Origin of the sequence: Pseudoalteromonas sp. SM9913 (genome assembly GCF_000184065.1) — a bacterium.
Lineage (GTDB): Bacteria > Pseudomonadota > Gammaproteobacteria > Enterobacterales > Alteromonadaceae > Pseudoalteromonas > Pseudoalteromonas tetraodonis.
Genome location: NC_014803.1, coordinates 2142916 through 2169075 on the forward strand (window position 1 = coordinate 2142916; position 26160 = coordinate 2169075).

Genomic DNA, 26160 nt, shown 5'->3' on the forward strand with positions numbered 1-26160 from the left:
ATGCTAAAACGAAGACCCACCATTCGCGACCACTCAGCAGAAGCTAATTTATTTGCTCGGCGTGCATTCGTGGGTTTTATTTTTATATTAGTCCTTGTAGCAATATTGCTGTCTAACTTGTATAAAATTCAGGTAGATGATCATCAAGATTATCAAACTCGTTCTAATGATAACCGTATAAAAGTTATACCTATAGCCCCCAATCGCGGTTTAATTTACGACCGCAATGGTGTTTTACTAGCCGAAAATAAGCCCGTTTATAACCTTGAGGTGATCCCCGAAGAAGTTAATGATTTAACCGCCTCTTTGAAGTCTATCAGCAAAATCATTGAAATAACCGAGCAGCAACAAGCTGATTTTCTTGATGATATAAAACATACTCGACGTTTTAAAAGTCAAGTCCTCAAAGCCCGTTTAAATGAAAACGAAGTAGCGATGTTTTCAGTAAACCAACATAAGTTCCCAGGCTTTAGTATTGAGGCACGTCTAGCGAGATATTACCCCTTTGGCGATACTTTAACCCATGCATTAGGCTATGTCGCAAAGCTCAATAGAAAAGAGTTAAACAAGCTTGAACAACAAGATGAAGCCACAAACTACCGAGCCACGCATGATATTGGTAAGCTGGGTATCGAAAAGTACTACGAGCCGTTATTACATGGTCAAGTTGGCTCACAACGAGTTGAAGTTAATAACCGCGGCCGAATTATCCGCACTTTAAGTATGGATCCACCGCAAGCGGGTGACGACTTAGTACTTACTCTCGACATTGGTTTACAACAAATAGCCCAACATGCACTTAAAGATATGCGCGGCGCTATTGTGGTAATGGATGCAAAAGATGGCGGCGTTTTAGCGCTGTATTCAAACCCAAGTTATGATCCCAATTTATTTGTGCATGGTATTAGCAGTAAAGACTACAAAGCCTTACTCAACCCTGATCGTCCACTGATCAATCGCACGACTCAAGGTCGCTACGCACCAGCATCTACTGTTAAACCACACATGGCTATTTTGGCATTAGAAGAAAATATAGTGCAAGAAACCACCAGCATGTGGGATCCGGGCTTTTTTCAAATTCCCAACGTAGAGCATAGATGGCGTGATTGGCGACGTTGGGGCCATGGCCATGTGGATGTTTATAAAGCAATAGAAGAGTCATGCGATACCTACTTTTATGACGCAGCCTATCGAATGGGGATCACAAAAATAAGTAATTTTATGGCTCGCTTTGGCTTTGGTGAATTATCCGGTATTGATATTCATGAAGAAACAACCGCTATTTTACCCTCAAAAGAGTGGAAAGAAGCCCGTTTTAAAGAGTCTTGGTGGCCTGGAGATACTATTTCTGTAGGAATTGGCCAAGGTTATTGGACTGCCACCCCCATTCAAATAGCGAATGCCACTAATATTTTAGTTAACAGAGGGATAAATCACCCTCCGCATTTAGTGCAAGTTGCTAAAAAAGAAGATCAAATTACTCAGCTCAATAATGAAGAAAAACCGCCGGTTGTACTCAATAACGAAGATAACTGGCGCATCGCGATTGATGCCATGCATAACACCGTTAAAAAAACCACCGGAACTGCCCATCGTGCGTTTAAAGGGGCTACTTATGACCCTGCAGGTAAAACCGGTACTGCCCAAGTGGTGAGTATTGCTCAGGGCGAGCGTTACGACGCCGATGCACTCAAAGAGCGCCAACGCGACAACGCCATTTATATAGGTTTTGCCCCGTTTAATAACCCACAAATTGTTGTCTCTATTGTGGTAGAAAATACCGGTGGGGGAAGCTCAGTAGGTGCGCCCATTGCGCGCCAATTAATGGATTACTATTTTGCAGCTAACCCAATCCAACCTTCAGGGGACAAAGCACCATGACGGCTTTACATGATAAACGCTCTATTTGGCTGCGACTGCATATTGATTTGCCACTTTTTATTGCGTTATTGCTGATGATGGCCGGTAGTATCACCATTGTATACAGCGCCTCAGGGCAAGACTCTGCCATGATGGTTCGCCATATTACGCGAATGGCTGGCGCCATTATAGGTATGTTTGTACTTGCTCAAATTCCACCAGCGACTTTAAAACGCTTAGTTATTCCCATGTATTGCCTAGGATTACTCATGCTGGTTGGGGTACTGCTATTTGGTGTAAGTTCTAAGGGAGCTCAACGCTGGTTAGATTTAGGCATTACTCGCTTTCAACCCTCAGAGCTAATGAAACTAGCGGTTCCGATGATGGTTGCTTGGTATATTGGCCGCCACCATTTGCCGCCGCGTCCGTTACATTTAGTCATTGGCTTTGCCATTGTTATGCTGCCTACCCTACTAATTAAAGAGCAACCTGATTTGGGTACCTCAATTTTAATCGCCAGTTCCGGTGTATTTGTGTTGTTTTTATCAGGCTTAAGCTGGCGTTTAATCGGCTTTTTAAGCTCGGTTGTTGCTTTGGCAGCATGGCCATTTTGGCACTACGGTATGCACGATTATCAAAAGCAAAGGGTACTGACCTTTTTAGATCCTGAGAGCGATCCGCTGGGTTCTGGCTATCATATTATTCAATCAAAAATTGCCATTGGTTCAGGCGGTATCGAAGGTAAAGGCTGGCTGCAAGGCACGCAATCGCAACTAGAATTTTTACCTGAGCGACATACTGACTTTATTTTTTCAGTACTGAGTGAAGAGTTTGGCTTATTTGGTGTGTGTGTTTTACTTAGTTTATATTTATTTATTATTGGCCGTGGGCTTTATATTGCGGTTAACGCACAAGATGCGTTTGGTAAACTATTAGCCGGCTCACTCACACTTACATTTTTTGTTTATATTTTTGTAAATATTGGCATGGTATCGGGTTTGCTGCCTGTTGTAGGTGTACCGTTACCATTAATTAGTTATGGCGGTACCTCGATGGTGACCCTGATGGCTGCATTTGGCATTATTATGTCGATTGCCACAGATAAAAGGATGCTCTTAAAATAATGCGCCTTTACAAACAACTTATAATTATTATTCTCGTTAGCCTCTTTTTAAGTGCATGCAGCAGTTCAAATAGTCGTTACAGCATGCGCCATGATGCGGCGCCGCTTCGTGCACCGACCGAATTAGAAATGCAAGATGCCATTGTTACTCAAGTTATTAAAAGTGCGAGTACTACGCGCCCCTACGAAGTGCTTGGCAAACGTTATACCCCGATGCTCGATGAAACCGGCTATTCAGAAACGGGCATTGCTTCGTGGTATGGCCGTAAATTTCATGGGTATCACACCTCTAACGGCGAAATTTACGACATGTTCGCGATGACCGCAGCCCATAAAACGTTGCCTTTACCTAGTTTTGTGCGGGTAACAAATACGGCTAATGGCAAATCAATTATTGTTCGTGTTAATGACCGTGGCCCCTTTCATGATAATAGAATTATTGACCTTTCTTATGCCGCTGCATACAAACTTGGATATCATAAGTACGGTACAGCAGAGGTTAAGCTAGAAGCCATTACTCTAGCCGATACCCATGCACGAAAAACCTACGTTCAAGTTGCCGCGGGCAGTACCTTAGCCAACATAGAAGCGTTAGCAAGTACACTGCGAGAACAGTATAAGTTACCGACAAATATCGTTGAAAAAGACGCTATTTATAGATTGCACTTAGGGCCAATAAAAGATGCCCAACATGCGCAACAAGTACTAGAAACATTAAAACAAAATCAATTTCAAAACGCGTTCTTGCTTTACACTCAGTAAGCCCTTTAGAATGGGAATACGCATATTTTTAACTTTAACCATTAATGAGTATGATGAAATCTATTAAACATAAAATTCTTACTGGTGTTTGCGGCTTAGTCTGTTCTGCCGCCGTCTTTTCAGCCACCGCCCAAATTATTCCAGCGCCTCCTCAAGTTAATGCAAAAGGTTACTTTTTGGTGGACTTCACCACAGGTAAAGTTATTGCAGAAGGCGAGGCTGATACCAAACTCGCACCGGCCAGCTTAACTAAAATGATGACCAGTTATGTAATTGGTACCGAAATTAATGCTGGTAATATTGCGCCTACCGATATGGTTACTGTTAGTGAAAAAGCGTGGGCAAAAAACTTCCCTGAATCATCAAAAATGTTTATTGAAGTCGGTAAACAAGTTAGTGTCGATGATCTTAACCATGGCATTATTATTCAATCAGGAAATGATGCATGTGTTGCTATGGCAGAGCATATTGCTGGTAGCGAAAGCGCGTTTGCAGATTTAATGAATGCTCACGCCGAAAAAATAGGCATGACTAATACGCATTTTGTTAATAGCCATGGCCTTGATACTGATGCGCATTATACAACGCCACGCGACATGGCAACATTAGGGGCTGCACTTATCAGAGATGTGCCTGATGAATACGCTCTATATAAACAAAAGTCTTTTACTTTTAATGGTATAAAGCAATATAACCGCAACTCGTTGTTATGGGATGAAAGCTTAGATGTAGATGGTATTAAAACAGGTCACACGTCTGAGGCGGGTTACAGCTTAGTCACCTCTGCAACAAAAAACGACATGCGTTTAATTGCCGTTGTAATGGGCACCTCAAGTGAGCGCGCGCGTAAAGTAGAAAGTAAAAAACTACTAAACTACGGTTTTCGCTTTTTTGAAACAATTACCCCGTATAAAGCCGGCGACAGCTTTGCTGAGCAACGTGTTTGGATGGGCAATAAAGAGAATGTTTCTTTAGGAATTTTAGAAGATACACCTATTACTATTCCTCGTGGTCAGCATAAAAACCTTAAAGCAAACTTTGAGCTAGACGATACCCTTGAGGCACCTTTAGCTAAAGGCACAAAAGTAGGTACTTTATTTTTACAGCTTGAAGGCGAAGATATTGCACAATATCCGCTAGTTACACTTGAAGAAATACAAGAAGGTAGCTTCTTTAGTAAAATATATGACTACTTACGCTTACAGATTATGTAATTGCGAGTAAAGTAATATGAACGCCTCCACTGTGAGGCGTTTTTTTTTGCTTGAAAAGTGCTAGAATGCGCCCCATATATACCAATCGTATTGAATGACTATCATTGGCTTGGGTCAACAATAGCATCATTTCAAGATTGCCATTAGCCTGTCAGTTTTAAGCTTCGCGTTTTAGCAAAGCCAACACTTTTTGTTTGAGGAGTTCCCGTCGTGGTTGAACCTGTTAAAGACACTAAATTTGATGAGTACTTAGAGTACCCTTGCCCATTTACATTTAAAATTATGGGTCTAGCTAATGTAAACTTAACTGATCAAATTTTAGCTAAATTACAACCTATTGCTCCAGGTGATTATGCGCCAAAAGTAAAACCAAGCAGTAAAGGTAATTACGAGTCTGTAACGCTAGTAGCTACTGTAACAAGCGGCAAACACATTGAAGAAATTTACAACGTGATCAGCAACATCGATGACGTACGCCATATGCTTTAATCCATAGTTGAGATTTGTTGTGAGCGAAAACACCCTAATCGTACGCCAACTGGGTCGTCAGCGTTACATGCCGATTTGGCAAAAAATGCAAGAGTTTACCGACACCCGTGATGAAAATACCCCAGATGAAATTTGGCTGGTAGAGCACGAAAGTGTATTTACCCAAGGCCAAGCCGGTAAAGATGAGCACTTGCTCGCCCCAGGTGACATTGAAGTGATTAAAGTGGATCGTGGCGGACAAGTAACTTACCACGGCCCAGGTCAGCAAATGATGTATGTATTATTTAACTTACGTCGTTTAAAGATTGGCGTACGAGAGCTAGTAACATGGCTTGAGGAATGTATTATTGAATCCCTTGCTGAGTACGGTATTGATGCATACGCAAAAGCCGATGCACCCGGTGTTTACGTGAACGACAGCAAAATTGCCTCTTTAGGCCTAAGAGTTCGTCGTGGCTGCTCATTTCATGGTTTAGCATTAAATGTTAACATGGACCTAAGTCCATTTTTACGCATTAACCCTTGTGGTTATGCGGGCATGAATATGGTGCAAACTAAAGAATTAAATGGCCCTCAAAACCTTGAAGCTGCAGGTCAAGGGCTGGTAAAACACATGATCAAAAAGCTTAATGCAACACAGGTTAAGCATACTGAAGGGTTTGAAAACGAATGAATAAACCAGTCAAAATGGAACCAGGTGTAAAACTACGCGACGCAGAAAAAATGGCGTTGATCCCCGTTAAAGTTTTACCAACTGAAAAAACCGAAATGCTCCGTAAGCCAGAGTGGCTTAAAATCCGCTTACCTAAGTCAACCGAGCGGATTGACGGCATAAAACAAGCAATGCGCAAGCATGGCCTTCACTCTGTATGTGAAGAAGCCTCGTGCCCTAACTTATCAGAATGTTTTAACCACGGTACGGCGACCTTTATGATTTTAGGGGCTATTTGTACACGTCGTTGCCCATTTTGTGATGTAGCACATGGCCGTCCATTAAAGCCCGATGCAGCAGAGCCTGAAAAGCTTGCACTGACCATTAAAGACATGAAGCTAAGCTACGTAGTGATCACTTCGGTAGACCGTGATGATTTACGTGACGGTGGCGCTCAGCACTTTGCCGATTGTATCCGTGAAATTCGCAAGCACAATCCAGAAATCACCATTGAGATATTAGTCCCTGATTTTCGTGGTCGTATGGACAGAGCGTTGGAAATATTAATTGAAACGCCGCCAGATGTATTTAACCACAACCTAGAAACAGCACCACGTTTGTACAAATTGGCGCGTCCAGGTGCTGATTACAAGTGGTCACTTGAATTATTACGTCGCTTTAAAGAAGCACACCCTGAGGTTAAAACTAAATCGGGGTTAATGGTTGGTTTAGGTGAAGAAATTAGCGAAATTGAAGAAGTACTGCGTGATTTACGTGAGCACAACGTTGATATGCTAACCGTAGGCCAATACCTACAACCCTCTAAGCATCACTTACCAGTAAAACGCTACGTGCCGCCTGCTGAGTTTGATGCACTAAAAGAGTATGCTGATGAAATTGGCTTTACACACGCGGCTTCTGGCCCGTTTGTACGCTCAAGCTATCACGCAGATCAACAAGCAGCGGGTAAAGAAGTAAAATAAGCCTGCTGATTAACAAAAAGCTGCCAACGAGCAGCTTTTTTTGTTTATGGGTGTTATTTTCAGCAAATGTAAAATAAAGTTAGGCTAAAGCGGGGTTACTTGAGATAATTACCGCTGATACCCTTAATTAGGTTCATTATGAAACTATTAGTTCGCAACTTATCTCGTGCTACCACTGAGCATGAGCTTCGTACTTTATTTACAGCGCACGGTAAAGTGACCACCTGTAACTTAGTACTCGATAAAGAAACTGGCCAATCAAAAGGTTTTGCTTTTGTAGAAATGCCAAACGACATTGAAGTTAAAGGCGCTATTAAAGCCCTTAATCAAACAACCGTTGATAAAAGCAAAATCCGCGTAAAACTAGCCGATGCTTAATAACGATTGAGGGGTTGGAAGTTTATACGTATTTTCAGCGTTTAACCTCGCTTTATATTGCTCAAAGCTTAGCTTTAACACTTTGAGCAATATAACCAATTGGGCTTATATCTGAGTTAACATCGCCTTTAATACCTGCTGCTTACTTACTATATCCCTGTACAACGCAAATTGATTTTTTGCGCGATCTAAATTGTGTCTCTCATATTTAACACTAAAGTAATTATCGCCGTCTATATAGTCGGTTAAAAAGCGTAAGCCAATCATAAAAGGCATTACTTTAGCACCTAACCAAAAGCTTTGTTTTTCTGCGGCCGTTAATACTGACTTTAATGGTTCAACGTAACCTTTAACAATTGCTGCAAAAATGTCTTCACGAACACCTACTTTTTCAAGCGCTGTTGAATCTTCTTGCTCTGCAGAGCAGAATGTTCTGACCATATCGCCAAAGTCATTAAGCCAATAACCTGGCATACAGGTGTCTAAATCAATCACCGCTTTTGCATCATTTGAATCTGAACAAAATAGCATGTTGTTTATTTTAGTATCGTTATGACACACGCGAATAGGGACTTTTCCAGCTAATGCATTGAGCTCATCAATGAGTGAGAACTGCGACAAGCAAAAATCAACCTCCTCCTGACAATGAGCTACACGTTTATGAGGATCGGCGTTAATAACTTGCTTAAAAACCTCTGCACGCATGGCTAAGTTATGAAAGTTAGGGATAACTGCATGTAATTTGTTAGCGTCAAAATCCTCTAATGCTGCAGCAAATTGGCCAAATGCATTAGCCGCGGTTTGCGCTTGGCTAACAGTATTAACCACATCTTCGCTGTAACTGCCACCAATAAACTCAAGGGCTCGCCAAGTATCGTTATTATTATTTACTAAATAGTCATGCTGAGTTGTTGCTACATGCCGCACAATTGCTAAGTTGAACTCACCGACTTGCTGCTTTTTGCTTAAGTGTTGTTCTATTAATCTTGCATTATCAACAAGTAACTGTGGTTTTGGGAATACCACCGTATTGAGCTTTTGTACAACCAATGACCGCTTAGGTGTGCTCAATAACATGGTAGTATTGATATGCCCACTACCAATGGGTTTTATACTCGCATGCTTATCGTCAAGGCCAAAACTCTCAGATAAGTAAACTTCTATAGGAATTGAATTCATTTTCTACTTCACTCTTTTCGCCCAAGGCGACAATAATTTATATCAATTGCATTAAATTAGTGAACGATTACAGCGACAAGGAAATAACGCGATAGCAAGGCGAAAATTATGATACATAGTTGTTCTATATAAATAATTTTTAACGCAGGAAGCGGGTTATTTAATACGCTAGATTGATCATATTTTTAATAAAATTGGTATTAACACCTTTACGCTTGACGCAATGCGCACAAAGTAGCCGCAATGCTTGTCAGTTCTGATTTATAGGTAACACCAAACCAAGGCTCTTTTGCAGTGTATACAAATACAGGCTGTGCTTTTACATTAATCGCTTGCTGGATTTGATCAGGTAAGTAATACTCTTGCTGAGTATTAGCGTTATATTGCTGTAAAAACGTCTCAAAACCTTGTTGCAAATAATCAAAAAAGCACGGCGTGATCCCCCAAAAACTCATAGATCCTAGCGCATCTCGGCTAATTTTTTCACGCAAGCCCTGCGGATTATTTCCAACAATATGTGCAGATTCTTTTTGAATATTTAAATATTCCGTCACTGCAACAAGCTTTCCATCAGCAATGCTACATACCCCGCGATTAACCCCACCGTGCTCAGAGAGGGTATTGATAATCGGGTACCCCACCATTGCCCATTCGGGGCTATTTTTAAAATGCTCACTAAGCAATAAAAATGAAGACGCACCATAATAGTCATCTGCGGTAATAACAATTGCAGGGTTGTTAATATATGCTTTGGCACACAGTAACGCATGCCCTGTGCCCCATGGTTTTATACGTTGCTGTGATAGTGCTTTGTATGCATCAGGAACAAGCGCGTTATGTTGCTCTACTAATACCACGTCAAGGGCTTTAGGTAAGCGAGGTAAAATAGTGTGTTCTATCTCACTGCGAACGGCTTGATTGATGATCAGTACAACCTGTGTCACACCGGCGCGATACGCATCAGTAATGCTTAACTCCATAATCGTGCAATTTAGCCCAGGGATTGCTGCTATTTGTTTATTGCCACCAAAGCGACTACCTAAGCCACCCGCAAGCACAACCAAACTCAGTTTATGTTTTTTCATTTAGAGTCTGCGCATTTATGAGGGTAATTTACCAAGCCAAGCTTGCAACCAAGGCTCAGTTACCGGCCATGGCTCAAAGTCTTCACAGGCATCGATTTCTAGTCGGTTACCAACAGGTTTAGCTTGTAAATCACGTAGTAGCTCATCAAAGCTGCGCCCTGCCCCACAAAACGTATCACCGTAACTTCTATCACCCATGGCAACAATACCAAAAGGCTTGTCTGTTAGCATTGGAAAAGTACTATTTAATTGATGATAAAGATCCGCTAAATTATCAGGAATATCGCCTTGCCCAGTGGTCGAGGTAACAATTAAAATATGCGAAGCATTTTTTATATCATCTAAAGTAGGCTGCTCGAAGACACTAACCTGATGACCAGCTTGCTCTAGCGTGTCGCTAACTTGCTCACTTAATCGCTCTGCACCGCCATACACGCTGCCAACAAAAATACTAATATGTGCCATTTAATAATCCTCTTCTTGTTCTGGCCACCCCAGCTGTTTGCAAATGTTTAACATTGCATCACCCAGCGGCGCTTTAATTGTTATGGGTTCATTATTATAAGGGTGCACAAAGCTAAGCTCTGATGCAAACAACATTAGACGGCGAAGCGAAAAATGCTCCCTAAAAAACTGATTATGCTGGTTATCGCCATGATTTACATCACCAATAATAGGTAAAGACAAGTGCTTTAAATGCCGGCGTATTTGATGTTTGCGACCCGTTTTAGGAAAACACTCTACCAAAGAATAACGAACCGTTGGGTATTTTCCTATTGGGATAGGCAGCGCAGCTTGATGCAAACAATTAAATTGTGTTTGTGCTTCTTGCGCGGCTTTGTCTTGATCAGCAAACTTATCGGCTATTTTGTCGAGTTCTTCTTTTAACGGTTTATCTAAAAAAACAGATTCAGGCGCAAACCCGCGTACCAACGCTAAATAACGTTTTGTTATTGTGCCCTCAATAAATAATTGATTCATATCACGCGCCGCCTCTGAGCTTAATGCAAACAGTAATACACCCGAAGTAGGCCTATCAAGACGGTGAACAGGAAACACATGTTGCCCTATTTGATCGCGCAGCATTTGCATTGCAAATTGAGTTTCATGTTTATCTAAAAATGAGCGATGAACAAGTAGCCCAGAGGGTTTATCTATTGCTACATAATTTTCATCTTGATAAAGAATCGACAGTTCGCCGTATTCAATAGGCTCTGGGCGCTCACTCATTAGGCTCTCCTAAATATGAATCTAATTGGGTCAGTAAAGCGATAATGTCTTCGCTGCCTGATTTATCAGTGAGTGTCATTTGCGCCATCGGGGCGACTGCAAAATTGCGCGGTAACGGCTGCTTGTTGTCAATTAGCCGCTGTAACTTTTCAATAAATACAAACTGCAACCATTGTTCAAATGCCAGTGTATCGTGACAAAACGGTACGCTAGAATCTAATAAATCGGGATTCAGTGGCTCAACCTGCCACAGTTGATGCTTTTTAAGTAGCGCCGCTAATTGCTGTAAATATATGTGGGTTTGCTGGTACATAATCACCCTTTGGTCTGTGTATTATGCAATTATACCCTGTTCCCACAACAGTCGCTATGGCGTATAATTAAGGTAATTTTGTAGTAAAAACAGTTGGAAATCCATGAGTGAACATATAGCTACGTTAGGCCAGCTTTTAGATGGTGCAGGCACTCAATGGCGTGCTTTTGATATTGGCAGGCACATTACCAAGCTTGATAAACAACAATTTTTAGCCGTTGAACAAGCGCAAATTCCTTATCCTTACCCATTAGCAGGTCATGCATGGTTAGCGATTCAGTTTTGGGATAGCAAAGCCAGTAAAGAACCCTATGTGTGGTTCTTAAAATTCCCACTTGATGAGCAAAGTAAGTTAGTAAGCGCGAGCCGTGATCACTTTGCAGATATGGTTATTCAGGCACTAGGAACAGAAATTACCGGCGAGCAAGCCGATGGCACACTCGATAACAACCCTTATGTATTTACTCCGAACGCGAATAAATTAGCGGCGTTTAATGCACAAGTTAAAGTGTTGCTAAAGCAACCAGCGTCGCAATACTACGAGCACGCCCAACTCTACTTTAGTGGCCAAATTGGCTTTGATAATTGGCAAAATGTCGCGTTACAAGGCATTGCCGATTTTGCTTATCGTCTTCATAGTGCTGATAACTTAAAGCACTTACAAGCAGCGTGGCCTAAATTACCAGTTGAAGTATTACAGCCATTAAGTGCAATGCTTGAACACATCGAAATACCGCCCTCGTTAAGTGAGTTATTGTTAAGTTATGGGCAAACCGCCCTTAGTAATAATGATGTTGTTGCGGCCTCTGCCGCGCTGCGTGCAATATCATCAGGGCAAGCAGCAGGGCTTAGCGCACAACTTGTTGACTGCGCGCTTAACTCACCTTTAGGGCAGGATTCTGATATTTTGTTGACCATTGCTGGTCGCTGCTTCAAACAGTTAGAACAGCCACAGCGTTTACATGTGTTTATGGATAACTGTGCGCATCATGAGAAAATAGCTGAATTATTTCCTAGCGTTTTTGCAGATTTAGTTGCAATTGCGACTATTCGCCCTCACTTATTAGCTTTATTACGTGAAGAAAACAGAAGCGAGACATTAGCTCGCGCAATTGGAAGGTTATTCTCTTAAATGGCTAGTTTATGGACGTTCATACTTATTGGTGCTGTAATTTATTTTTTTTGGCTAAATCGTAAAATAGCCGAAGCAGCGAACGTTCATGCCAAACGCCAAAGCGAGCAATTGCAAGTGCAACTTATGAGTGTAGCTTGTAACAAGCGTCGATTTGGCATTTTAAAAAGTGGTAAACCGGGCATGAAAAGCGAATTTATTTTTGAGTTTTCAAGTGACGGTGAAAACGCCTACCAAGGGGTATTAATCATGGAAGATGAAAAACTAAAAAGTGTGGTTGTGCCACCACATAGAATATAATTTCTTAGCACAAAAAACTAAGGCGTAACCTCAGTTACGCCCCAATTGCAAACATCCTGTAAGGTATCCTTTACCTATTCCCTGTTTATCATCCTCTGAACGAGCAAACTACCGTGTTTACTCTCCATTGCATCCTGCAATATCCACTTGCCGCCTTGGCTATCCTGCGTAAACTAACGCTCCTGCAATTTCCTATCGCATCATCCTTGGTGTCCTTTAAATAGCTCCCAGCTATTTTAGTACTCCGTGTACTTCCTGTTTAATCCCTGCATCCGTGTTAACTTGTCCTTTGTGCTTCCTGCTAGTAACTACTTAGTTGCCTGATTCCTTATCCGTGGCAGTAGCTCAATCATTGGGCTATGTCGTCTTGACAAAGTAAAGTTTAAAGCAAACGGCTTCGTATGATAGTGAGGAAAACAAAAAAAATTACGGTCATAAAATTGAAAAATAAAAATAACTATAAATAACAATGGCTTGATGTTTTTAAGAAGATAAAATACGGAGTTAAACTGACAAGGCGCACGTTAATGTAAGATATATCTCACGTAAGTGCGCCCTATTTGGAACATTGGCTTACATAATCACAATTCTAAACACCTAGCCTTGTACAGATAGAGCAGCTTTAAAAAGTAATTCACCTTTAACTCGGTTAAATGTGAGCTGCTTAAAGTGCTCAAAGCCTTGTGATTTAAAAAATTGCGTATGTTCGTCACGAGTCACAAATACCGCTATACCAGAGGACTCAGGATTGTCATGTAATAAACCATCTAAGCCTTTAAGTAATTGGCGGCCAAACCCTTGACCATGAAAATGTGGGTCAACGGCTATAAACGCTAAAAAGTAGTAATTGCCTTGTGGCTTTAGTGCATCACGAATAGTTTTTTCTTTTTCAATTAATTGATTCGTTTGCAAATAACCGGCACTTAACATCAACTTTAATCGCCAATGCCAATAACGCTCTGCTTGAAGTTGGCTACTTGACTCAAATACACAAGCAACTGCTTTTAACTTATCGTTACGGTAAAGGCCAATTAAAGGCTGTTTTTCTTGCCAAAAGCTACTGAGCTCTTCGCGAATAAGCGCACGGAGTTTTTTTTCATAGTCCAGAGGGCTTTTTTCGTTATACCCTAGCAGAGTTTGTAAAATAGGGTCATTTTGGTAGGCCTGATATATAAGGCTTGCAGCGGTACTGATATCTTCTGGTGCAATATGTTGCACGCTAAACGTGTCTGTGGATTCTGCTGTGGCTGTCATTTTATTTCCTTTATTATTTTATACCCTTTGTCATTACGCCGCGTAACTTGTTTGGGATTAATTTTGAACTACAACGATGACCAAATGCTCATATAACTATATACCTAAGTGGGACAAATAAGCGAATTTACATTTTAGTTAGTACGCTCACCCACTGCATTGAGTCAGATCATGCTTTAGCGACTTACTACTGAGTAAATAAAGCGTAAATTCAGTAAGGGTTAAACTGGCTAGATATATCATTCCCCCCTAGAGTTAATAAGTATTAAGTATTAATTCATTAAGGAGCACGATTATGGATACGACTAAGCACGACATAAATACATTGTTCGCACAATTAGGGTTACCTAATACAGAAGCAGAAATAGATGCGTTTATTGCATCGCATGCCATTTCGGATACCACATTATTGCAAGATGCTCCCTTTTGGGATGAAGCCCAACAACACTTTATTGCTGAATCGCTGGCGGTTGATGGCGATTGGAGTGAGGTAATTGACGAACTCGACTCTCGCCTTCGTCAAAATAATTAAATCGCACATTTTAATGTGTCTGAGCCACTTTATTGTTACCATACCTGCTCGCAACTTCCATGTTGCGAGCTTACTTTATTAAAGAGTTATAAATCGAATGAATGCTGCTGTATTTGAAGCTATTAAAGTCCTTCTTGATGAAGGCAAAGTCCCCACTGTTGCACTAACTAAAAGCCGTTTAGTAAAACCACTTCCTATGCCGGTTATTATTGCGGCACTGAGTCAATATAAAAATAATCCCGATTCAATTTATAATTTAATGAAAACACCCGAGCAAGCAAGTAACTCAGATCCTAAAAACACTCAGTTAGATAGAATTGAGCAAAAACTTGACCGATTACTTGCTTTGCTAGAGCAAAAATAATTTGAGACTATAAATGTTTGTTGTTGATTTAACATTTGATTGCTACCAAGACACAACCCTAGAGCAAGCCGAGCAGGCAATAAACCGCTTAGTGAATGCATTACGCTTTAATGGCCAAATCATTGGAGAGGAATTTCCAACGGTTTTAAAAGATGGCTATTTTATTACTCGTGTAATGTGCCCGACCGAAGACGCCATGCACCCACTTAATAACAGTGCGTTTGTTAAACACAGTGTTGAAAAGCTTCATGGCGCTGGTTTGCTTGCTCCCAAAGTAAAGGTCATCGGCCAAGATATTCACTCCAATGGTGCCGATGGCTGTAAAGAGCCATCAAGCTATATTTTATATACCACCTATGTGCATACATGTAGCCCACTGTATTGTGGCGATGACTTTTTACCCGTGCCGCTATTTAATATTCCTGCGATTGCTAATGGTGACTATAAAACACTAATTAAATGGCAAGAAGATTGGCAAGCGTGCGATCAAATTCAAATTAATGGTGCAACACGCTGTGAATTTCCAGCGCTTGAAGAAATAGCCAGCACCCAAAGTGATTTATACCGCCGTGGTAAAGATATAACTAAACGGATTAGTTTTTTAACTAAAAAGCCTGTTTACTATTATTTATACCGTGTGGGGGGGGTTGATAAAGCCTCTGAACTTGAGCGTAAATGCCCGAGTTGCCATGGTGAATGGAAATTACCCGAGCCTTGGTTTGGCTTGTTTGATTTTAGGTGTGAACCGTGTGGTATAGTCTCTAATATTTCGTGGGATTTTCAATAAATCCCACACTTAAGGTGCTATGTCTAAAAACATCACACCTTAAAACTACCTTATAATTATACTGTCAACGATGCTATAAATTCACTGAGGTTTTTGGCAAGTACATGATGTGGTTTTTTACCTACATACTCTAGGCACACCTCACCTGTTTCTACTAATACGGTAACAAGCAAATCGTCTTGGTCGGTTAACCCAATAAATACACTTGGCGCTTGTTTGAGTTTACGTTTCATTAAAACATGACCGGTGATATTTTGTTGCAGTAGGTCAAAATCATCTTCATTCCATGCTTGTAATAATTCCACTTGATGTCCGTCAATATTGGCTACAACACTGCCAGCAAACATATGACCATAAAATTGACTCAACGCCTCTGGAAACTCAAGCTCCAATGCGTTAGCGAGATCGGTTAATGAACCTGAAGGCTCTCTAACTATCGCTTGCCATTGGATCATACCATGTTCATCGGCGCTACCTATTTCACATGGGCTTGGCCATTGCTCATCGTGGACGATTAATGGGCGCTTTTGTGTATTAGTAATCGTTTGTTGGCTAAATTTTTCGTGAAGTTGAGCTAATTGCATTGCAACAGACATACTGTGAAACTCATTTAATTTATATATAATGCCCCCATTGTAACTATTTAAGAGCAAACATGACAGATTACAGCAATTCTCCTGATCTTAAAGGCAGCGTACTTGGTCAATCTACTGAGTATGTCGATCAATACACGCCCAGCTTGCTTTTTCCTATTGCTCGCAAGCTTAATCGTGATTCATTAAGTATTGATGAAACTGCGCTGCCGTTTAAAGGCCAAGACATATGGACAGGTTACGAACTGTCTTGGTTAAATACTAAAGGTAAGCCTCAAGTTGCGGTGGCATTGTTTACTTTCGAATGTCAAAGTAGTCATATTATTGAATCAAAGTCGTTTAAGCTTTATTTAAACAGCTTTAATCAAAGCCGTTTTGGGAGTATTGAAATTGTTAAACAACATTTAATTGACGACTTATCCAATGCGGTAAACAGCCCTGTAAAGGTAACCTTATACAGCGCTGATGACTACAATTGTATTCCTTGCACACCACTGCCAGGTGAGTGTATAGATGAGTTAGATATTGAGATAGATAACTACCATATTGATGCCCATTCACTTAAATCACAAAGCAATAAAATAGTCACCGAAACTTTGCATAGCCACTTGCTTAAGTCTAACTGTTTAATTACTTCACAACCGGATTGGGCGAGTATTATTATTCGCTATACCGGTGAGCAAGTTTGTCGTGAGTCATTATTACGCTATTTAATTTCATTTAGAACTCACAATGAGTTTCATGAGCAATGTGTGGAACGTATTTACAGCGACTTAACCACTCAACTCCATATTAAAAAACTTGAAGTATACGCTCGTTATACGCGCCGTGGTGGGCTTGATATAAACCCATATCGCTCAACACATTATAACGAAACCCCATTTGCGGTAAAAATAAACCGACAATAAGTGTCGCGTTACCTTAACAAAAAAGGAGCCTGAGGCTCCTTTTTTAGTCATTAAGTTGCTTAGTTGGCACCGCCATGCCACACACATCAATATAATTATGGCTGTACGCAAACCATTCCTCGCTGCGGTTACCCCTAGCAATAATTAATTGTTTGAATGAATCAGAGTCTGTTTTCATTACTTTAAATTGACTGCTATCGTCTGCTACATCCGCTAATACTTGTAGATCTGTAATGGGGTTAAACTCGGTATTCTCAGTTGGCGTTCGCGCTAGCTGATGAAAATGTGCCATGCCTTTAAGCACCCGACCAAACACGGTAATATTTTTGTCTAAATAACGCGGCCCTTGACCTATGGTGACAAAAAACTCACTGCTGGCACTGTTTATATCGTTATCGCGCGCCATTGCAAATATGCCATGACAATGGACTTGCCACGTTTGTGTATGCGCTTGGTTTTGTGCAACCGCAAAGCCACCTAAAAACCCCGTTACGGGTGCATAACCATCACTGCCCATCTGGGTTATTGAAAGTGGCTCAGTGGTGGTTAAATAAAATTCCGCTGGCACCGTGCTATGTTTAGTTTTGGCTAACTTTTTACCCGTACTATCGCCACCTTGAGCTACAAACCCTTCAACAAAACGGTAAATGTGAGTACCTTGATAAAAGCCTTGTCTTGCCAGTTTTTTAATATTCGCAGTGTGTTTAGGCGCAAGTTTGGGGTTAAGCTCAATATATGCGGCGCCTGTGGGCAGGGTTAACTTTAGAATATTCTCTGATTCGACCCATCGCCATTCATCATCTTTAGCCGCCGCAATAATCTCACTGCTTGTTAGCTTTTTAGCCGATGAGGCTGATGATTGAGTACTTTGCTGGGCACACCCACCTAACAAGGCCGACACTAAAAGGGTCACTACACACTTTTTCATACCTTTCCTTTTTATTGTTATCTATTAGGGTCTGTTGACCTTTCAAGGTTAAATTTGCAGCAGCCTGTTTGGTATTTAGGCAAGGCAGAGCCTATGTGGTGTGGTTATTCCCCATAAATAGGCGATAACGCAGCATCAATGCCAAACAGGCGCTGCCCTTCGGGTTCTGCCTAGGGGCAATTTACTCTTTGTTACTCGGTTTTTACTTAGCCCACTAGGTTACAAACCTCGCGCCGCGATTAAACTGCCCCTAGTTTGAACAAATTTTAATCCGCAAAGGTCAACAGACCCTAGTCCCAATCAAACTTATACAGTATGTCTACGTTTTGGTATAAGCCACTGGTTATTTCTATGTATAGTTTAGAGAGTAACTGGTAGCGCACAGCCACTTCACTGAGTGAGTCGAATACCCCGACACTGTACTTAACCTGTAAGCTTGGGGCTATATAACCTGATATCTCTACTTTTGTTTGCTCACCACTGCCTTTAGAGCTTAAGCTTACATCAGATAAACCAAAGGTTTCACCCACCTTAGAAACCACTCCCTCACTGCGACTCACACCTTGAGAAAGTAATAACTGAGTTAACATAGCATCTGTAGAGCTGTCGCCCTCTCCTAATGGTTGCCCATTGAGTAAATAGGCTAAGGCTTGGGCTTGATCCATCGCAGGCTCAGAAAATACTTTTAACGTAGGTTGCTCAACACTGCCGGTTAAAGTCACCCCGGCAATCACACCATCAGCGGTATTATCTGGGTTACGAATCGCTTTAATGTTGAGATACGGTTTGTCGATTGCGCCACTAAAACCTACTTGCCCTGTTCTAATTATCAAGTCTTGCCCGAAGGCTAAATACGTCCCTTCTATTAAATTAAGCTCTCCGGTGGCAATAATTGGCGTACCTTGGCTCATTTTAAGCGCTAAATCACCAGTTACTTTAGACTTGAGCCCAAACGATTCAACTTTTACATCATTTTTTACTGTTACTTTTAAGTCTATATCGTAATCAAAAGGGACTTTTTTAGCCGCTTGTGTTTTTTGATCAATAATTATTTCATCATCGCTTACTTGCACTGCGCCCTCGGGCAGCTCTTCAATTTCTATACGTCCATAAGGCACAACCACTTCACCAACAAGGTTAAGCGCGTTATCTGCTATGCCGATTTTTAGATCGGGTGATACTTTAAATATCACACCCTGTTGCGCTCTAACAAAAAACTCATTGCCAATAACTGCAACATTAACCGCGGGTTGCTCGCCTTGCCAATCAACATCACCGGTAAGTTTAACTTGCCCGCCTTGAGGATCACTTAAGTTGCCTTTAATTGTTGCTGTGGTTTTATTAAATAAAATATGTATATTAGAGTCTTTAAGTGCAACAGGTAATTGCTCTCCCTCTAAATTAATGTCTGCAATATTAAGCTCACCATCTAACTGAGGATCTTTGAGCGTTCCTGCTAATGCAACCTGCCCACTGATTGCCCCTTTAAGTTGCTCAAGCGTATCTAAAAATGGCTGAATGTCTGAGAGTAAAATTTTATCTATATTAACGTTACCAGAGAGTGTTTGTGTATTTTGAATGTCGTCAATATTTATCTCGGTAGCTATTTTACCTAGCACACTGGATGCCAAGTTAGCTTCAATTTTACCAACCTGCGAATCTGAAAAAGCACTAATATTGAGTGTTTCTATTGGGAGTTTAAATTGATCCTCTTCTGAGGTTAGCACTGCATTTAACCCATTAGAATTTACATTCGCTCTGAGCGTTTTAAGTGCACCTGACTGCCAATTAGCAGCAAAATCACCTGTTAAGTCTCCGCGTGTGCGAATATTATCTGGTAATAAGTGCTTAAGCTCTGCAAGTGAGAGGTTAGCAAGCTTTGCATTAAACTGCCCTAGCGCTTTTGTTTGTGACAAGGTATCTATACACAACTTACTTTGAGCTGATTGCCAACAATGAGCGCTCACATCAAAATCCCCGTTTTGTGTATTCACCATAACGGATATTTTTTTAGTATTATTAAAACTCAGCTTTTTATCACTAAGGGTTATGTCACTTAGCTCACCATTCCAAATGGCATTTTTCATTTTGCCATTAAGCTCAAGTTCCACCGCGCCTTTTTCGGCATCAATCGACGCGCTAAGTTGATGATCTGTTTTATCACCACTGGCAGCTATGTCTATATTATTAATTTGCTGCCCAGCGACCAGTGCAGATGCAACATTAACACTGAGATCAGTTTGCCAATCAGCGGCCGTATCTAATTGAGATTTTATAGCGAGTTTATTAATGTTTATCTCATTAAAAATAAAGCGCTCTAGCATAACAACTAAGTCAACCGAAGGGGTTAATCTGTTGCCGCGTACTTTTAAGTCCGCTTTACCGTTAGCAATAAAAGGCAGATTAGCCTGCTCATCACTATTAAGCGTAATATCACCGTCAACTTGCCATGTATCATCTACCTGTCCATTCAAAGTTAACTTGTTAGTACCACTACTTAAATAAAAACTATCGATATCCGCTTTTAGTTGATTATCTAACTTAAAGTTTGCAGCAAACTCTAAGGGCACGTTGTTCAGTAAGCCGGCTAGCTTAGTGTTGTTCATTCTTAGCTGCCAGGTATCGGCTTGGGCGTTAAATACGCCTTTAAACGTCCCTGAAACATCACTGGTTAGGGCATCGGTTAAGTATTGCGCTTTTAAATTTGATAAAACGCCGGTAAAGTCCGCTTTAATTCCCTGTTGCCAATCAAGCTGTGCTTTAATATTCGCAGCGCTATCGTTAGCTTTTAAAGCAAGCGTTTCAAGCGTTGCCTTGTTTAGTGTGCCTTTTAGCTGAGCATTTAAATCTACACTTGGATAAGCATCTAGCTGAGTATTACCCGTTAAACTTAATTGATAGTCGTTAGCATTACCTTGGGCACTTAAATTGATGTTTTTAACCTTTAGCTCATTACTTTGTGTATTAATAAGCCATTGATTAATTTTGCCATTAACACTAAAGGGATAATTTTTCTGTTTGAGATTGGCTGTTGCTCTCAAATTTAAAGGAAATAATCCTGTGGTATCAAGCGCAATGTTAAGCTTGGCTAGATCACCATTTATATCAAGAGTAGCTCCATGTTCATTCCCTTTTAAGCTAATGTTGCCGTTAATTGGCATTGCCCCTTCAAGTGTTGCATCAAGCTGAGTTTTTAACTGCCACTGCTGATAACCTGCCGATAGTGACTGTACCTTAATAGTGGCATCTTCTACGCTCATTTGCAGAGCAATATCATTAATTGAATAGTGTTGCTCGCCCTGATTTATTGTCACGTTGGTGATATTGAACTGCTCAACATTGATGTTAAGTGGTGAGATAAAATCGATATTGGGTAAAGCTGGCAATTCATTAATAGCCGTTGTTGTTTGTTGATTAGCCGCTGCTTGTTGAGCTGCGGTTTGCTCTTTTAATACCACATTAATACGAGGAATGGTCAAGCGTTTAATTGTAACATCAGACCCTTCAGCCTTTGCCGACAATTGCAGAGTGTTAAGTGTTACATTTGCACTTGAATGATTTAAAATAAATTCATCAATAGCTAGATTTTTTAATGCAATATTAAAGGGTAAGGTTATTTTTTCTAATGCTTCGGTTGGCGTCTCATCTTTATTCTCAGCGCTTTTTGGCAAGGTTAATTTAATCGACTTAGCGCTTAAATTATCAATACAAATACCATCACATTGCCACCAAAATAAATCTATCTTTAGTTGCTGTGCATTAACGCTTACGCCATTTTGGTCGAACTGTAAGTTAAACGCATCATTGTATAAAAATCGGCCATTTTTTATTTCAATGGTTAATCCATCAACCAATTTATTCGCTGTATAAGCAAGCAATTGATTACCAGGGGCGGTAAACAAAACGCAAAACAGTGTAACTAACAGCGTTGCTAAAACGGCGCTAATTATCGCCGTTACTTTTTTAAATACTGACATTAAATTTCAGGCCCTATGGTAATACTTAAACGGGTACTTTTACTTTCTTTAGTGAGCCCCCACGCGTGATCAACTCTTATTGGCCCTATAGGCGTTAAATAACGAAAACCAAACCCTGCACCAACTTCAAATTGCTCAGAAAAATCATTGGTTGCGGTCCCCCCATCAACAAACAGCGCAGCTCGCCAATTTTTAGCAAATTGGTAGTTGTATTCAACGGTACTCGCTAATAAATATTTACCACCAATACGCTCACCCTGCTCGTTTTGCGGAGAAATCGACTGATAAGCAAAACCCCTGACACTTTGATCGCCACCGGCATAAAATCGCAAAGAAAATGGCACGTTATTTATATCATTAACAATCATTGCGCCCACGTTTGCTTTTAAAAAGAGCAGATGGCGGTCAAGGTAAGTACGTAACCAAGCATGCTGTAATTGAACTCTAACCAAATTGGTACTTGAGAGTACGCTATCGAGTCCAAACTCAGCTGAAATAGACCACTGCTCCCCCCAATAAGGTGTGGTGCCACCCTTTGATTGTTTACGCGCATAACTGATCCCAGGCATTAACATTTCAGTTGTTTTTTCTTCGTCATCCCCTATGCGGTAGGTTTCTTGCTCACGCCTTAAAAAAGCCGTTCGTACCCATTTATGCTCAGTTAACCATTGGCGCTGTAACTGACCTGTTAGTATTTCACTGTAAGTTTGATTGGTTAATTCATCTTCCAACTTATAACCGACAGAAAAGCGCCATAAATCATCGTTCGGATCATTCACCGGCACGGTGTAAGCCATGGAAATATCTTGCTGTTTTTGAGAAACATTTAAATTGCTTTCAAGATAGTGCCCGTTATCGGTGATCCATGGTTTACTCCATTTAAAACGTACTTTCGGCCCTAAATCTGTACTAAAGCCACCACCAATTTCATAACTATTTTCTGGTTTATGTAACACATCTACTTTTATAGGAACTTGCTTGTTTTTTCTCGCTGTAATATCGGCGTAAACACGCACGCTCTTAAAATAAGGGGTACTTGATAAATCAAGATTATAATCGGCAATATAGGATGCTTTGTACGACTGACCCATTTTAAATGGCGCCAAAGAGCGGATATATTTTTCGGCTGGAGTATTTCTGGCAATTAAAATATCACCAAATTGATAACGAACTCCGCTATCAATAGTAAAAGTAATGGTTGCGCTGTGTTTTTTTAGTGATACTTCAAATTTTCTAACAGGCCATTTTGCATCGAAATATCCATACTCTAGCAACACTGACTCTATTTTTTTATGCGCGCTGCTATAAACCCCATGATTTAAAATATCACCTTGTTTTAAATTAAGATCTTCAATCGTTTTTTGAACGAACGGATCCTGTTTTGCTTCACCATTAATAGTTATATTAAGTGACTCAATACGTGTGGCTGGGCCTCGCTCTATATTTACAACAAGTTCGCGCTCGTCTTTATCAAAATCAATATTTACTACTGGACTGTAATAACCTAAGGCTTTGATACTGTTCTCAACTTGCGTTTTTGCATACCGACGAAGTGTACGGGTTGGTTTTTCACCAACAAGTTGTTTTAAATAAAGTGCAACGTTATTTTCTAAGTCGCCACTGATCCCTTTAATTTCATAATCTTCAATTATATTTTCAGAAGCAATAGAAGACAGGCTTACTAACAAGCAAAAAAAACAAAAAACTTTAAAAGCTGATTGAACAAGTAAATATCCTTACTGTGGTATCCATAAAATAAACCGCTAGACAGAGATATACTACCATAGCCACAATGAGCCTAACATTAACTTAATCGCAATTAACACTCAAAGATGCAGTCAAAATTTAGTACGCGTTAACGGTTTATTTTGGTTACAATAGCTATAACGAGTACAAAATAAAATTAATGAGTTTTTTAATGCAATTCCCTGATGATGACAATGGCCAGCTACTTGCTGAAATTTCCGCCGCTGGTGTAGATTTAAGTAAAATGCAACAAATTGATTTTTACATTTTATTTGAACAACAGGTTGATGCCGAAAAATTTGCAACTGAGATTGTAAACGATGCATTAGTGCAAACTGCTGATGTTGAAAAATGCAAAGATACCGGCGTTTGGGAAGTAATTGCCCATGTACAAATGGTGCCTGAACATGCTCTGTTAGGCCAAGCAGAACAATACATTGAAAGCATAGCGAACAGCTTTAATGGCTATGGTGATGGTTGGGGATTAGACGCAGAAGAGGCATAATCCCTAATTTAAATGATGAATGATATCCAGCTTAGTCTATCGACTTAGCTGGTTTGCTTTTCTGAAGCTGCCTTTATAATCAAAAAGTTTATCTGCTACTTTCCAGCCATATTTTTTACTTTTTCGCGCAATCACAAAATCCGGTGGTATTAAATCAAACTGCGCTTTTATAACTTGCTCTGCACTGACAAATTCAATCGGGGATTGGCCCTGACTTATACGCTTACCAAACTGCTGATTAAAGTAATACCGAACACCTTTGTTTGATAAATCAAAAATTTCATCACAACTGGCTCCGTCTTCATCAAAATAAGTAATTTTTAACAATTGCTCTTTAAGTTTTACCACACTCAAGCCGCTACAACGTAGGACTAATGCATCTTTAAGGTTTAACGCATTGCGCAACTTATCATCAGGGTCGGCCATCACAGCATCACAATCATGGCATTTTCGAGCAGCAATATCATTTTGTGCGCCGCACTGCTCACACTCTTTAAAACGAAAACGATAATCGCATTGATCGCTTAAACCGTTATCATCTTCTAGCAAACCTTTACAACGCCTGCCGAAGTGCTCGATTACTTTGCCATCAGCATCTGTTTTTCCCCAAAATATATTGGCAAAGCCACACCCAGGACACAGTACTTGCACGGGTTCATTATCGCTATCGCCTTTTTTATCTCCCACCTCTGGGTAGAATAAATCAAAGCCATTGCCCGCATAGTCAATCACTAAACAATCATCTTTACCCTCAGCCAACCTCAAGCCTCTACCGACAATTTGCTGGTATAAACTTACCGACTCTGTGGGCCGTAAAATAGCAATAAAATCAACATGAGGGGCATCAAAACCCGTCGTCAGTACTGATATATTTACTAAATATTTTAACTGTTTAGCTTTAAACTGCTTTATTATTTTATCGCGTTCGCTATTTGGCGTATCCCCCGTGATCAGCGCACTGTGATCCTCTGGTAGATAAGTCATTATCTCTTGTGCATGCATAACCGTAGCTGCAAAAATCATCACGCCGTAACGATTTTCACTGTATTGTATAACCTGTTGTAAAATTGTTTGAGTTGCACGGGTCGATTTTTTTAACAGCGCATTCATATCCTCATTGCTATATTGCCCAAATGCATTGCTAGTTAAAGATGAAAAGTCATAATGGCTAATCGCAGCATCAACCTCTTTAGGGGGAGTTAAATAGTTATGCTTGATCATATAGCGCAAAGGTAATTCAAAAATACAGTGTTTGAATGGACTCTCTTTATTGCCTCTTACAAACCCATGGTAATGATGCTGATAAATCCAGCCTAACCCTAGTCGGTAAGGCGTCGCGGTTAAACCTAATACTTTTAATTCAGGGTTGTGAGATTTAAGTGCATTAATAACCTTACCGTATTGGCTTTTCTTTTCGCCATTCACTCTGTGGCACTCATCAATAATAAGTAGTGAGTAGTGCTCATTAAGTTTGTCTAAATTACGCGATAACGACTGCACACTCGCAAAAGTGACCTGATGGGTTAACGACTTCTCTTTTAATCCGGCTGAAAATATACTTGCCTCAAGACCAAAGCTTTTATACTTTTGAGCATTTTGCTCAACTAATTCTTTTACGTGCGCCAACACCAATATTTTTTGTTTAGCGATACGCGCAAGTTCAGCAATCACTAAACTTTTACCCGCACCTGTAGGCAGCACAATGACAGCAGGATCATTGGTTTTTCTAAAGTGTAAAACGGTGCGTTCAACCGCCTCGCTCTGGTAGGGTCTAAGGGTGTAGGTCATCAAAGGTAAGAATTCTTAATCTAATTAATGGTTATGTTTTAGGAAGACAGCTTTATTTCACATTTGTTTAAATAATTT

At 40.5% G+C, this 26160-nt stretch carries 26 protein-coding genes; 15 read left to right on the forward strand and 11 right to left on the reverse strand.

Annotation, left to right across the window (positions count from 1 at the left end):
- The 8 genes from mrdA (at position 1) to PSM_RS09835 (ending at position 7461) form a co-directional block, all read left to right on the forward strand.
- Positions 1–1881, forward strand: coding sequence for a penicillin-binding protein 2 (mrdA, locus tag PSM_RS09800; RefSeq protein WP_013465350.1), 1881 nt, complete (start codon positions 1–3; stop codon positions 1879–1881).
- Complete coding sequence (gene rodA, locus PSM_RS09805; RefSeq protein ID WP_013465351.1) at positions 1878–2984, forward strand: rod shape-determining protein RodA; 1107 nt, start codon at positions 1878–1880, stop codon at positions 2982–2984. Before mrdA ends, rodA begins: the two co-directional genes overlap by 4 nt.
- Positions 2984–3745 (forward strand): septal ring lytic transglycosylase RlpA family protein, encoded by a 762-nt coding sequence (locus tag PSM_RS09810; RefSeq protein ID WP_028834084.1) that lies wholly within the window; start codon positions 2984–2986, stop codon positions 3743–3745. The genes rodA and PSM_RS09810 overlap by 1 nt, the downstream gene beginning before the upstream one ends.
- Before the next feature lie 53 nt (positions 3746–3798).
- Positions 3799–4959 carry a serine hydrolase gene (locus PSM_RS09815; protein ID WP_013465353.1) on the forward strand — a complete coding sequence of 387 codons (1161 nt, stop codon included), beginning with the start codon at positions 3799–3801 and terminating at the stop codon, positions 4957–4959.
- Between the two features lie 210 nt (positions 4960–5169).
- Positions 5170–5448 carry a DUF493 family protein YbeD gene (gene ybeD, locus PSM_RS09820; protein WP_016898950.1) on the forward strand — a complete coding sequence of 93 codons (279 nt, stop codon included), beginning with the start codon at positions 5170–5172 and terminating at the stop codon, positions 5446–5448.
- Positions 5449–5467: 19 nt separating this feature from the next.
- Positions 5468–6121, forward strand: a complete 654-nt coding sequence (gene lipB, locus PSM_RS09825) for a lipoyl(octanoyl) transferase LipB (RefSeq protein WP_013465356.1) — start codon at positions 5468–5470, stop codon at positions 6119–6121.
- Positions 6118–7083 carry a lipoyl synthase gene (lipA, locus tag PSM_RS09830; protein ID WP_013465357.1) on the forward strand — a complete coding sequence of 322 codons (966 nt, stop codon included), beginning with the start codon at positions 6118–6120 and terminating at the stop codon, positions 7081–7083. Before lipB ends, lipA begins: the two co-directional genes overlap by 4 nt.
- Before the next feature lie 138 nt (positions 7084–7221).
- On the forward strand, positions 7222–7461 hold the full coding sequence (locus PSM_RS09835; RefSeq protein WP_008109433.1) for an RNA recognition motif domain-containing protein: 240 nt from the start codon (positions 7222–7224) through the stop codon (positions 7459–7461).
- Between the two features lie 105 nt (positions 7462–7566).
- On the opposite strand, the gene PSM_RS09840 is transcribed toward PSM_RS09835, so the two are convergent.
- From PSM_RS09840 to PSM_RS09860, 5 genes are all read right to left on the reverse strand, one after another.
- A complete protein-coding gene (locus PSM_RS09840; protein ID WP_013465359.1) occupies positions 7567–8640 on the reverse strand; it encodes a phosphotransferase enzyme family protein in 1074 nt (357 codons plus the stop codon).
- A gap of 209 nt (positions 8641–8849) precedes the next feature.
- Positions 8850–9725: an NTP transferase domain-containing protein gene (locus PSM_RS09845; RefSeq protein ID WP_013465360.1), complete on the reverse strand. Its 876-nt coding sequence runs from the start codon at positions 9723–9725 to the stop codon at positions 8850–8852.
- 15 nt (positions 9726–9740) lie between these two features.
- Positions 9741–10190 carry a flavodoxin gene (locus tag PSM_RS09850; RefSeq protein ID WP_013465361.1) on the reverse strand — a complete coding sequence of 150 codons (450 nt, stop codon included), beginning with the start codon at positions 10188–10190 and terminating at the stop codon, positions 9741–9743.
- The gene (truC, locus tag PSM_RS09855) at positions 10191–10955 is read right to left on the reverse strand and encodes a tRNA pseudouridine(65) synthase TruC (RefSeq protein ID WP_013465362.1); all 765 of its coding nucleotides are present in this window, start codon (positions 10953–10955) and stop codon (positions 10191–10193) included. It lies immediately after the preceding gene.
- Complete coding sequence (locus PSM_RS09860) at positions 10948–11268, reverse strand: YqcC family protein (RefSeq protein WP_013465363.1); 321 nt, start codon at positions 11266–11268, stop codon at positions 10948–10950. Before PSM_RS09860 ends, truC begins: the two co-directional genes overlap by 8 nt.
- 103 nt (positions 11269–11371) lie before the next feature.
- Between PSM_RS09860 and PSM_RS09865 the strand changes: the two genes are divergently transcribed.
- Together PSM_RS09865 and PSM_RS09870 are read left to right on the forward strand one after the other, a co-directional pair.
- Positions 11372–12400 (forward strand): DUF3549 family protein, encoded by a 1029-nt coding sequence (locus tag PSM_RS09865; RefSeq protein ID WP_013465364.1) that lies wholly within the window; start codon positions 11372–11374, stop codon positions 12398–12400.
- Complete coding sequence (locus tag PSM_RS09870; protein ID WP_013465365.1) at positions 12401–12700, forward strand: DUF3301 domain-containing protein; 300 nt, start codon at positions 12401–12403, stop codon at positions 12698–12700.
- Between the two features lie 597 nt (positions 12701–13297).
- On the opposite strand, the gene PSM_RS09875 is transcribed toward PSM_RS09870, so the two are convergent.
- Complete coding sequence (locus PSM_RS09875; protein ID WP_013465366.1) at positions 13298–13954, reverse strand: GNAT family N-acetyltransferase; 657 nt, start codon at positions 13952–13954, stop codon at positions 13298–13300.
- A 295-nt stretch (positions 13955–14249) separates the two neighbouring features.
- Here PSM_RS09875 and PSM_RS09880 point away from each other — a divergent pair, with 295 nt between their 5' ends.
- The 3 genes from PSM_RS09880 to PSM_RS09890 all read left to right on the forward strand — a co-directional run bounded on the left by PSM_RS09880 (position 14250) and on the right by PSM_RS09890 (position 15637).
- On the forward strand, positions 14250–14486 hold the full coding sequence (locus PSM_RS09880; protein WP_013465367.1) for a DUF2789 domain-containing protein: 237 nt from the start codon (positions 14250–14252) through the stop codon (positions 14484–14486).
- A gap of 97 nt (positions 14487–14583) precedes the next feature.
- A complete protein-coding gene (locus tag PSM_RS09885) occupies positions 14584–14850 on the forward strand; it encodes a hypothetical protein (protein WP_013465368.1) in 267 nt (88 codons plus the stop codon).
- A gap of 13 nt (positions 14851–14863) precedes the next feature.
- Positions 14864–15637, forward strand: a complete 774-nt coding sequence (locus PSM_RS09890) for a Zn-ribbon-containing protein (protein ID WP_013465369.1) — start codon at positions 14864–14866, stop codon at positions 15635–15637.
- Positions 15638–15693: 56 nt separating this feature from the next.
- On the opposite strand, the gene syd is transcribed toward PSM_RS09890, so the two are convergent.
- Positions 15694–16233 (reverse strand): SecY-interacting protein, encoded by a 540-nt coding sequence (gene syd, locus PSM_RS09895; protein WP_013465370.1) that lies wholly within the window; start codon positions 16231–16233, stop codon positions 15694–15696.
- Between the two features lie 59 nt (positions 16234–16292).
- Between syd and queF the strand changes: the two genes are divergently transcribed.
- Positions 16293–17138 (forward strand): NADPH-dependent 7-cyano-7-deazaguanine reductase QueF, encoded by an 846-nt coding sequence (queF, locus tag PSM_RS09900; protein WP_013465371.1) that lies wholly within the window; start codon positions 16293–16295, stop codon positions 17136–17138.
- A 43-nt stretch (positions 17139–17181) separates the two neighbouring features.
- Here the strand turns inward: queF and PSM_RS09905 are convergent, their stop codons facing one another.
- From PSM_RS09905 to PSM_RS09915, 3 genes are all read right to left on the reverse strand, one after another.
- Complete coding sequence (locus PSM_RS09905) at positions 17182–18066, reverse strand: peptidylprolyl isomerase (protein WP_013465372.1); 885 nt, start codon at positions 18064–18066, stop codon at positions 17182–17184.
- 290 nt (positions 18067–18356) lie between these two features.
- Positions 18357–22043, reverse strand: a complete 3687-nt coding sequence (tamB, locus tag PSM_RS09910) for an autotransporter assembly complex protein TamB (RefSeq protein ID WP_013465373.1) — start codon at positions 22041–22043, stop codon at positions 18357–18359.
- Entirely contained in the window at positions 22043–23731 is a 1689-nt protein-coding gene (locus PSM_RS09915; RefSeq protein ID WP_013465374.1) for an autotransporter assembly complex protein TamA, read from the reverse strand. Before PSM_RS09915 ends, tamB begins: the two co-directional genes overlap by 1 nt.
- 230 nt (positions 23732–23961) lie before the next feature.
- Here PSM_RS09915 and PSM_RS09920 point away from each other — a divergent pair, with 230 nt between their 5' ends.
- Positions 23962–24294 (forward strand): ribonuclease E inhibitor RraB, encoded by a 333-nt coding sequence (locus PSM_RS09920; protein ID WP_008109396.1) that lies wholly within the window; start codon positions 23962–23964, stop codon positions 24292–24294.
- Positions 24295–24330: 36 nt separating this feature from the next.
- Here PSM_RS09920 and PSM_RS09925 read toward each other — a convergent pair whose 3' ends face one another.
- The gene (locus PSM_RS09925) at positions 24331–26082 is read right to left on the reverse strand and encodes a DEAD/DEAH box helicase (protein WP_013465375.1); all 1752 of its coding nucleotides are present in this window, start codon (positions 26080–26082) and stop codon (positions 24331–24333) included.
- Between the last annotated feature and the right edge of the window lie 78 nt (positions 26083–26160).

Coding starts and splice junctions, on each gene's coding strand:
- mrdA (WP_013465350.1), top strand. CDS start 1: ATGCTAAAACGAAGACCCACCATTCGCGACCACTCAGCAGAAGCTAAT.
- rodA (WP_013465351.1), top strand. CDS start 1,878: ATGACGGCTTTACATGATAAACGCTCTATTTGGCTGCGACTGCATATT.
- PSM_RS09810 (WP_028834084.1), top strand. CDS start 2,984: ATGCGCCTTTACAAACAACTTATAATTATTATTCTCGTTAGCCTCTTT.
- PSM_RS09815 (WP_013465353.1), top strand. CDS start 3,799: ATGAAATCTATTAAACATAAAATTCTTACTGGTGTTTGCGGCTTAGTC.
- lipA (WP_013465357.1), top strand. CDS start 6,118: ATGAATAAACCAGTCAAAATGGAACCAGGTGTAAAACTACGCGACGCA.
- PSM_RS09835 (WP_008109433.1), top strand. CDS start 7,222: ATGAAACTATTAGTTCGCAACTTATCTCGTGCTACCACTGAGCATGAG.
- PSM_RS09840 (WP_013465359.1), bottom strand. CDS start 8,640: ATGAATTCAATTCCTATAGAAGTTTACTTATCTGAGAGTTTTGGCCTT.
- PSM_RS09845 (WP_013465360.1), bottom strand. CDS start 9,725: ATGAAAAAACATAAACTGAGTTTGGTTGTGCTTGCGGGTGGCTTAGGT.
- PSM_RS09850 (WP_013465361.1), bottom strand. CDS start 10,190: ATGGCACATATTAGTATTTTTGTTGGCAGCGTGTATGGCGGTGCAGAG.
- truC (WP_013465362.1), bottom strand. CDS start 10,955: ATGAGTGAGCGCCCAGAGCCTATTGAATACGGCGAACTGTCGATTCTT.
- PSM_RS09860 (WP_013465363.1), bottom strand. CDS start 11,268: ATGTACCAGCAAACCCACATATATTTACAGCAATTAGCGGCGCTACTT.
- PSM_RS09865 (WP_013465364.1), top strand. CDS start 11,372: ATGAGTGAACATATAGCTACGTTAGGCCAGCTTTTAGATGGTGCAGGC.
- PSM_RS09870 (WP_013465365.1), top strand. CDS start 12,401: ATGGCTAGTTTATGGACGTTCATACTTATTGGTGCTGTAATTTATTTT.
- PSM_RS09875 (WP_013465366.1), bottom strand. CDS start 13,954: ATGACAGCCACAGCAGAATCCACAGACACGTTTAGCGTGCAACATATT.
- PSM_RS09880 (WP_013465367.1), top strand. CDS start 14,250: ATGGATACGACTAAGCACGACATAAATACATTGTTCGCACAATTAGGG.
- PSM_RS09885 (WP_013465368.1), top strand. CDS start 14,584: ATGAATGCTGCTGTATTTGAAGCTATTAAAGTCCTTCTTGATGAAGGC.
- PSM_RS09890 (WP_013465369.1), top strand. CDS start 14,864: ATGTTTGTTGTTGATTTAACATTTGATTGCTACCAAGACACAACCCTA.
- syd (WP_013465370.1), bottom strand. CDS start 16,233: ATGTCTGTTGCAATGCAATTAGCTCAACTTCACGAAAAATTTAGCCAA.
- queF (WP_013465371.1), top strand. CDS start 16,293: ATGACAGATTACAGCAATTCTCCTGATCTTAAAGGCAGCGTACTTGGT.
- PSM_RS09905 (WP_013465372.1), bottom strand. CDS start 18,066: ATGAAAAAGTGTGTAGTGACCCTTTTAGTGTCGGCCTTGTTAGGTGGG.
- tamB (WP_013465373.1), bottom strand. CDS start 22,043: ATGTCAGTATTTAAAAAAGTAACGGCGATAATTAGCGCCGTTTTAGCA.
- PSM_RS09920 (WP_008109396.1), top strand. CDS start 23,962: ATGCAATTCCCTGATGATGACAATGGCCAGCTACTTGCTGAAATTTCC.
- PSM_RS09925 (WP_013465375.1), bottom strand. CDS start 26,082: ATGACCTACACCCTTAGACCCTACCAGAGCGAGGCGGTTGAACGCACC.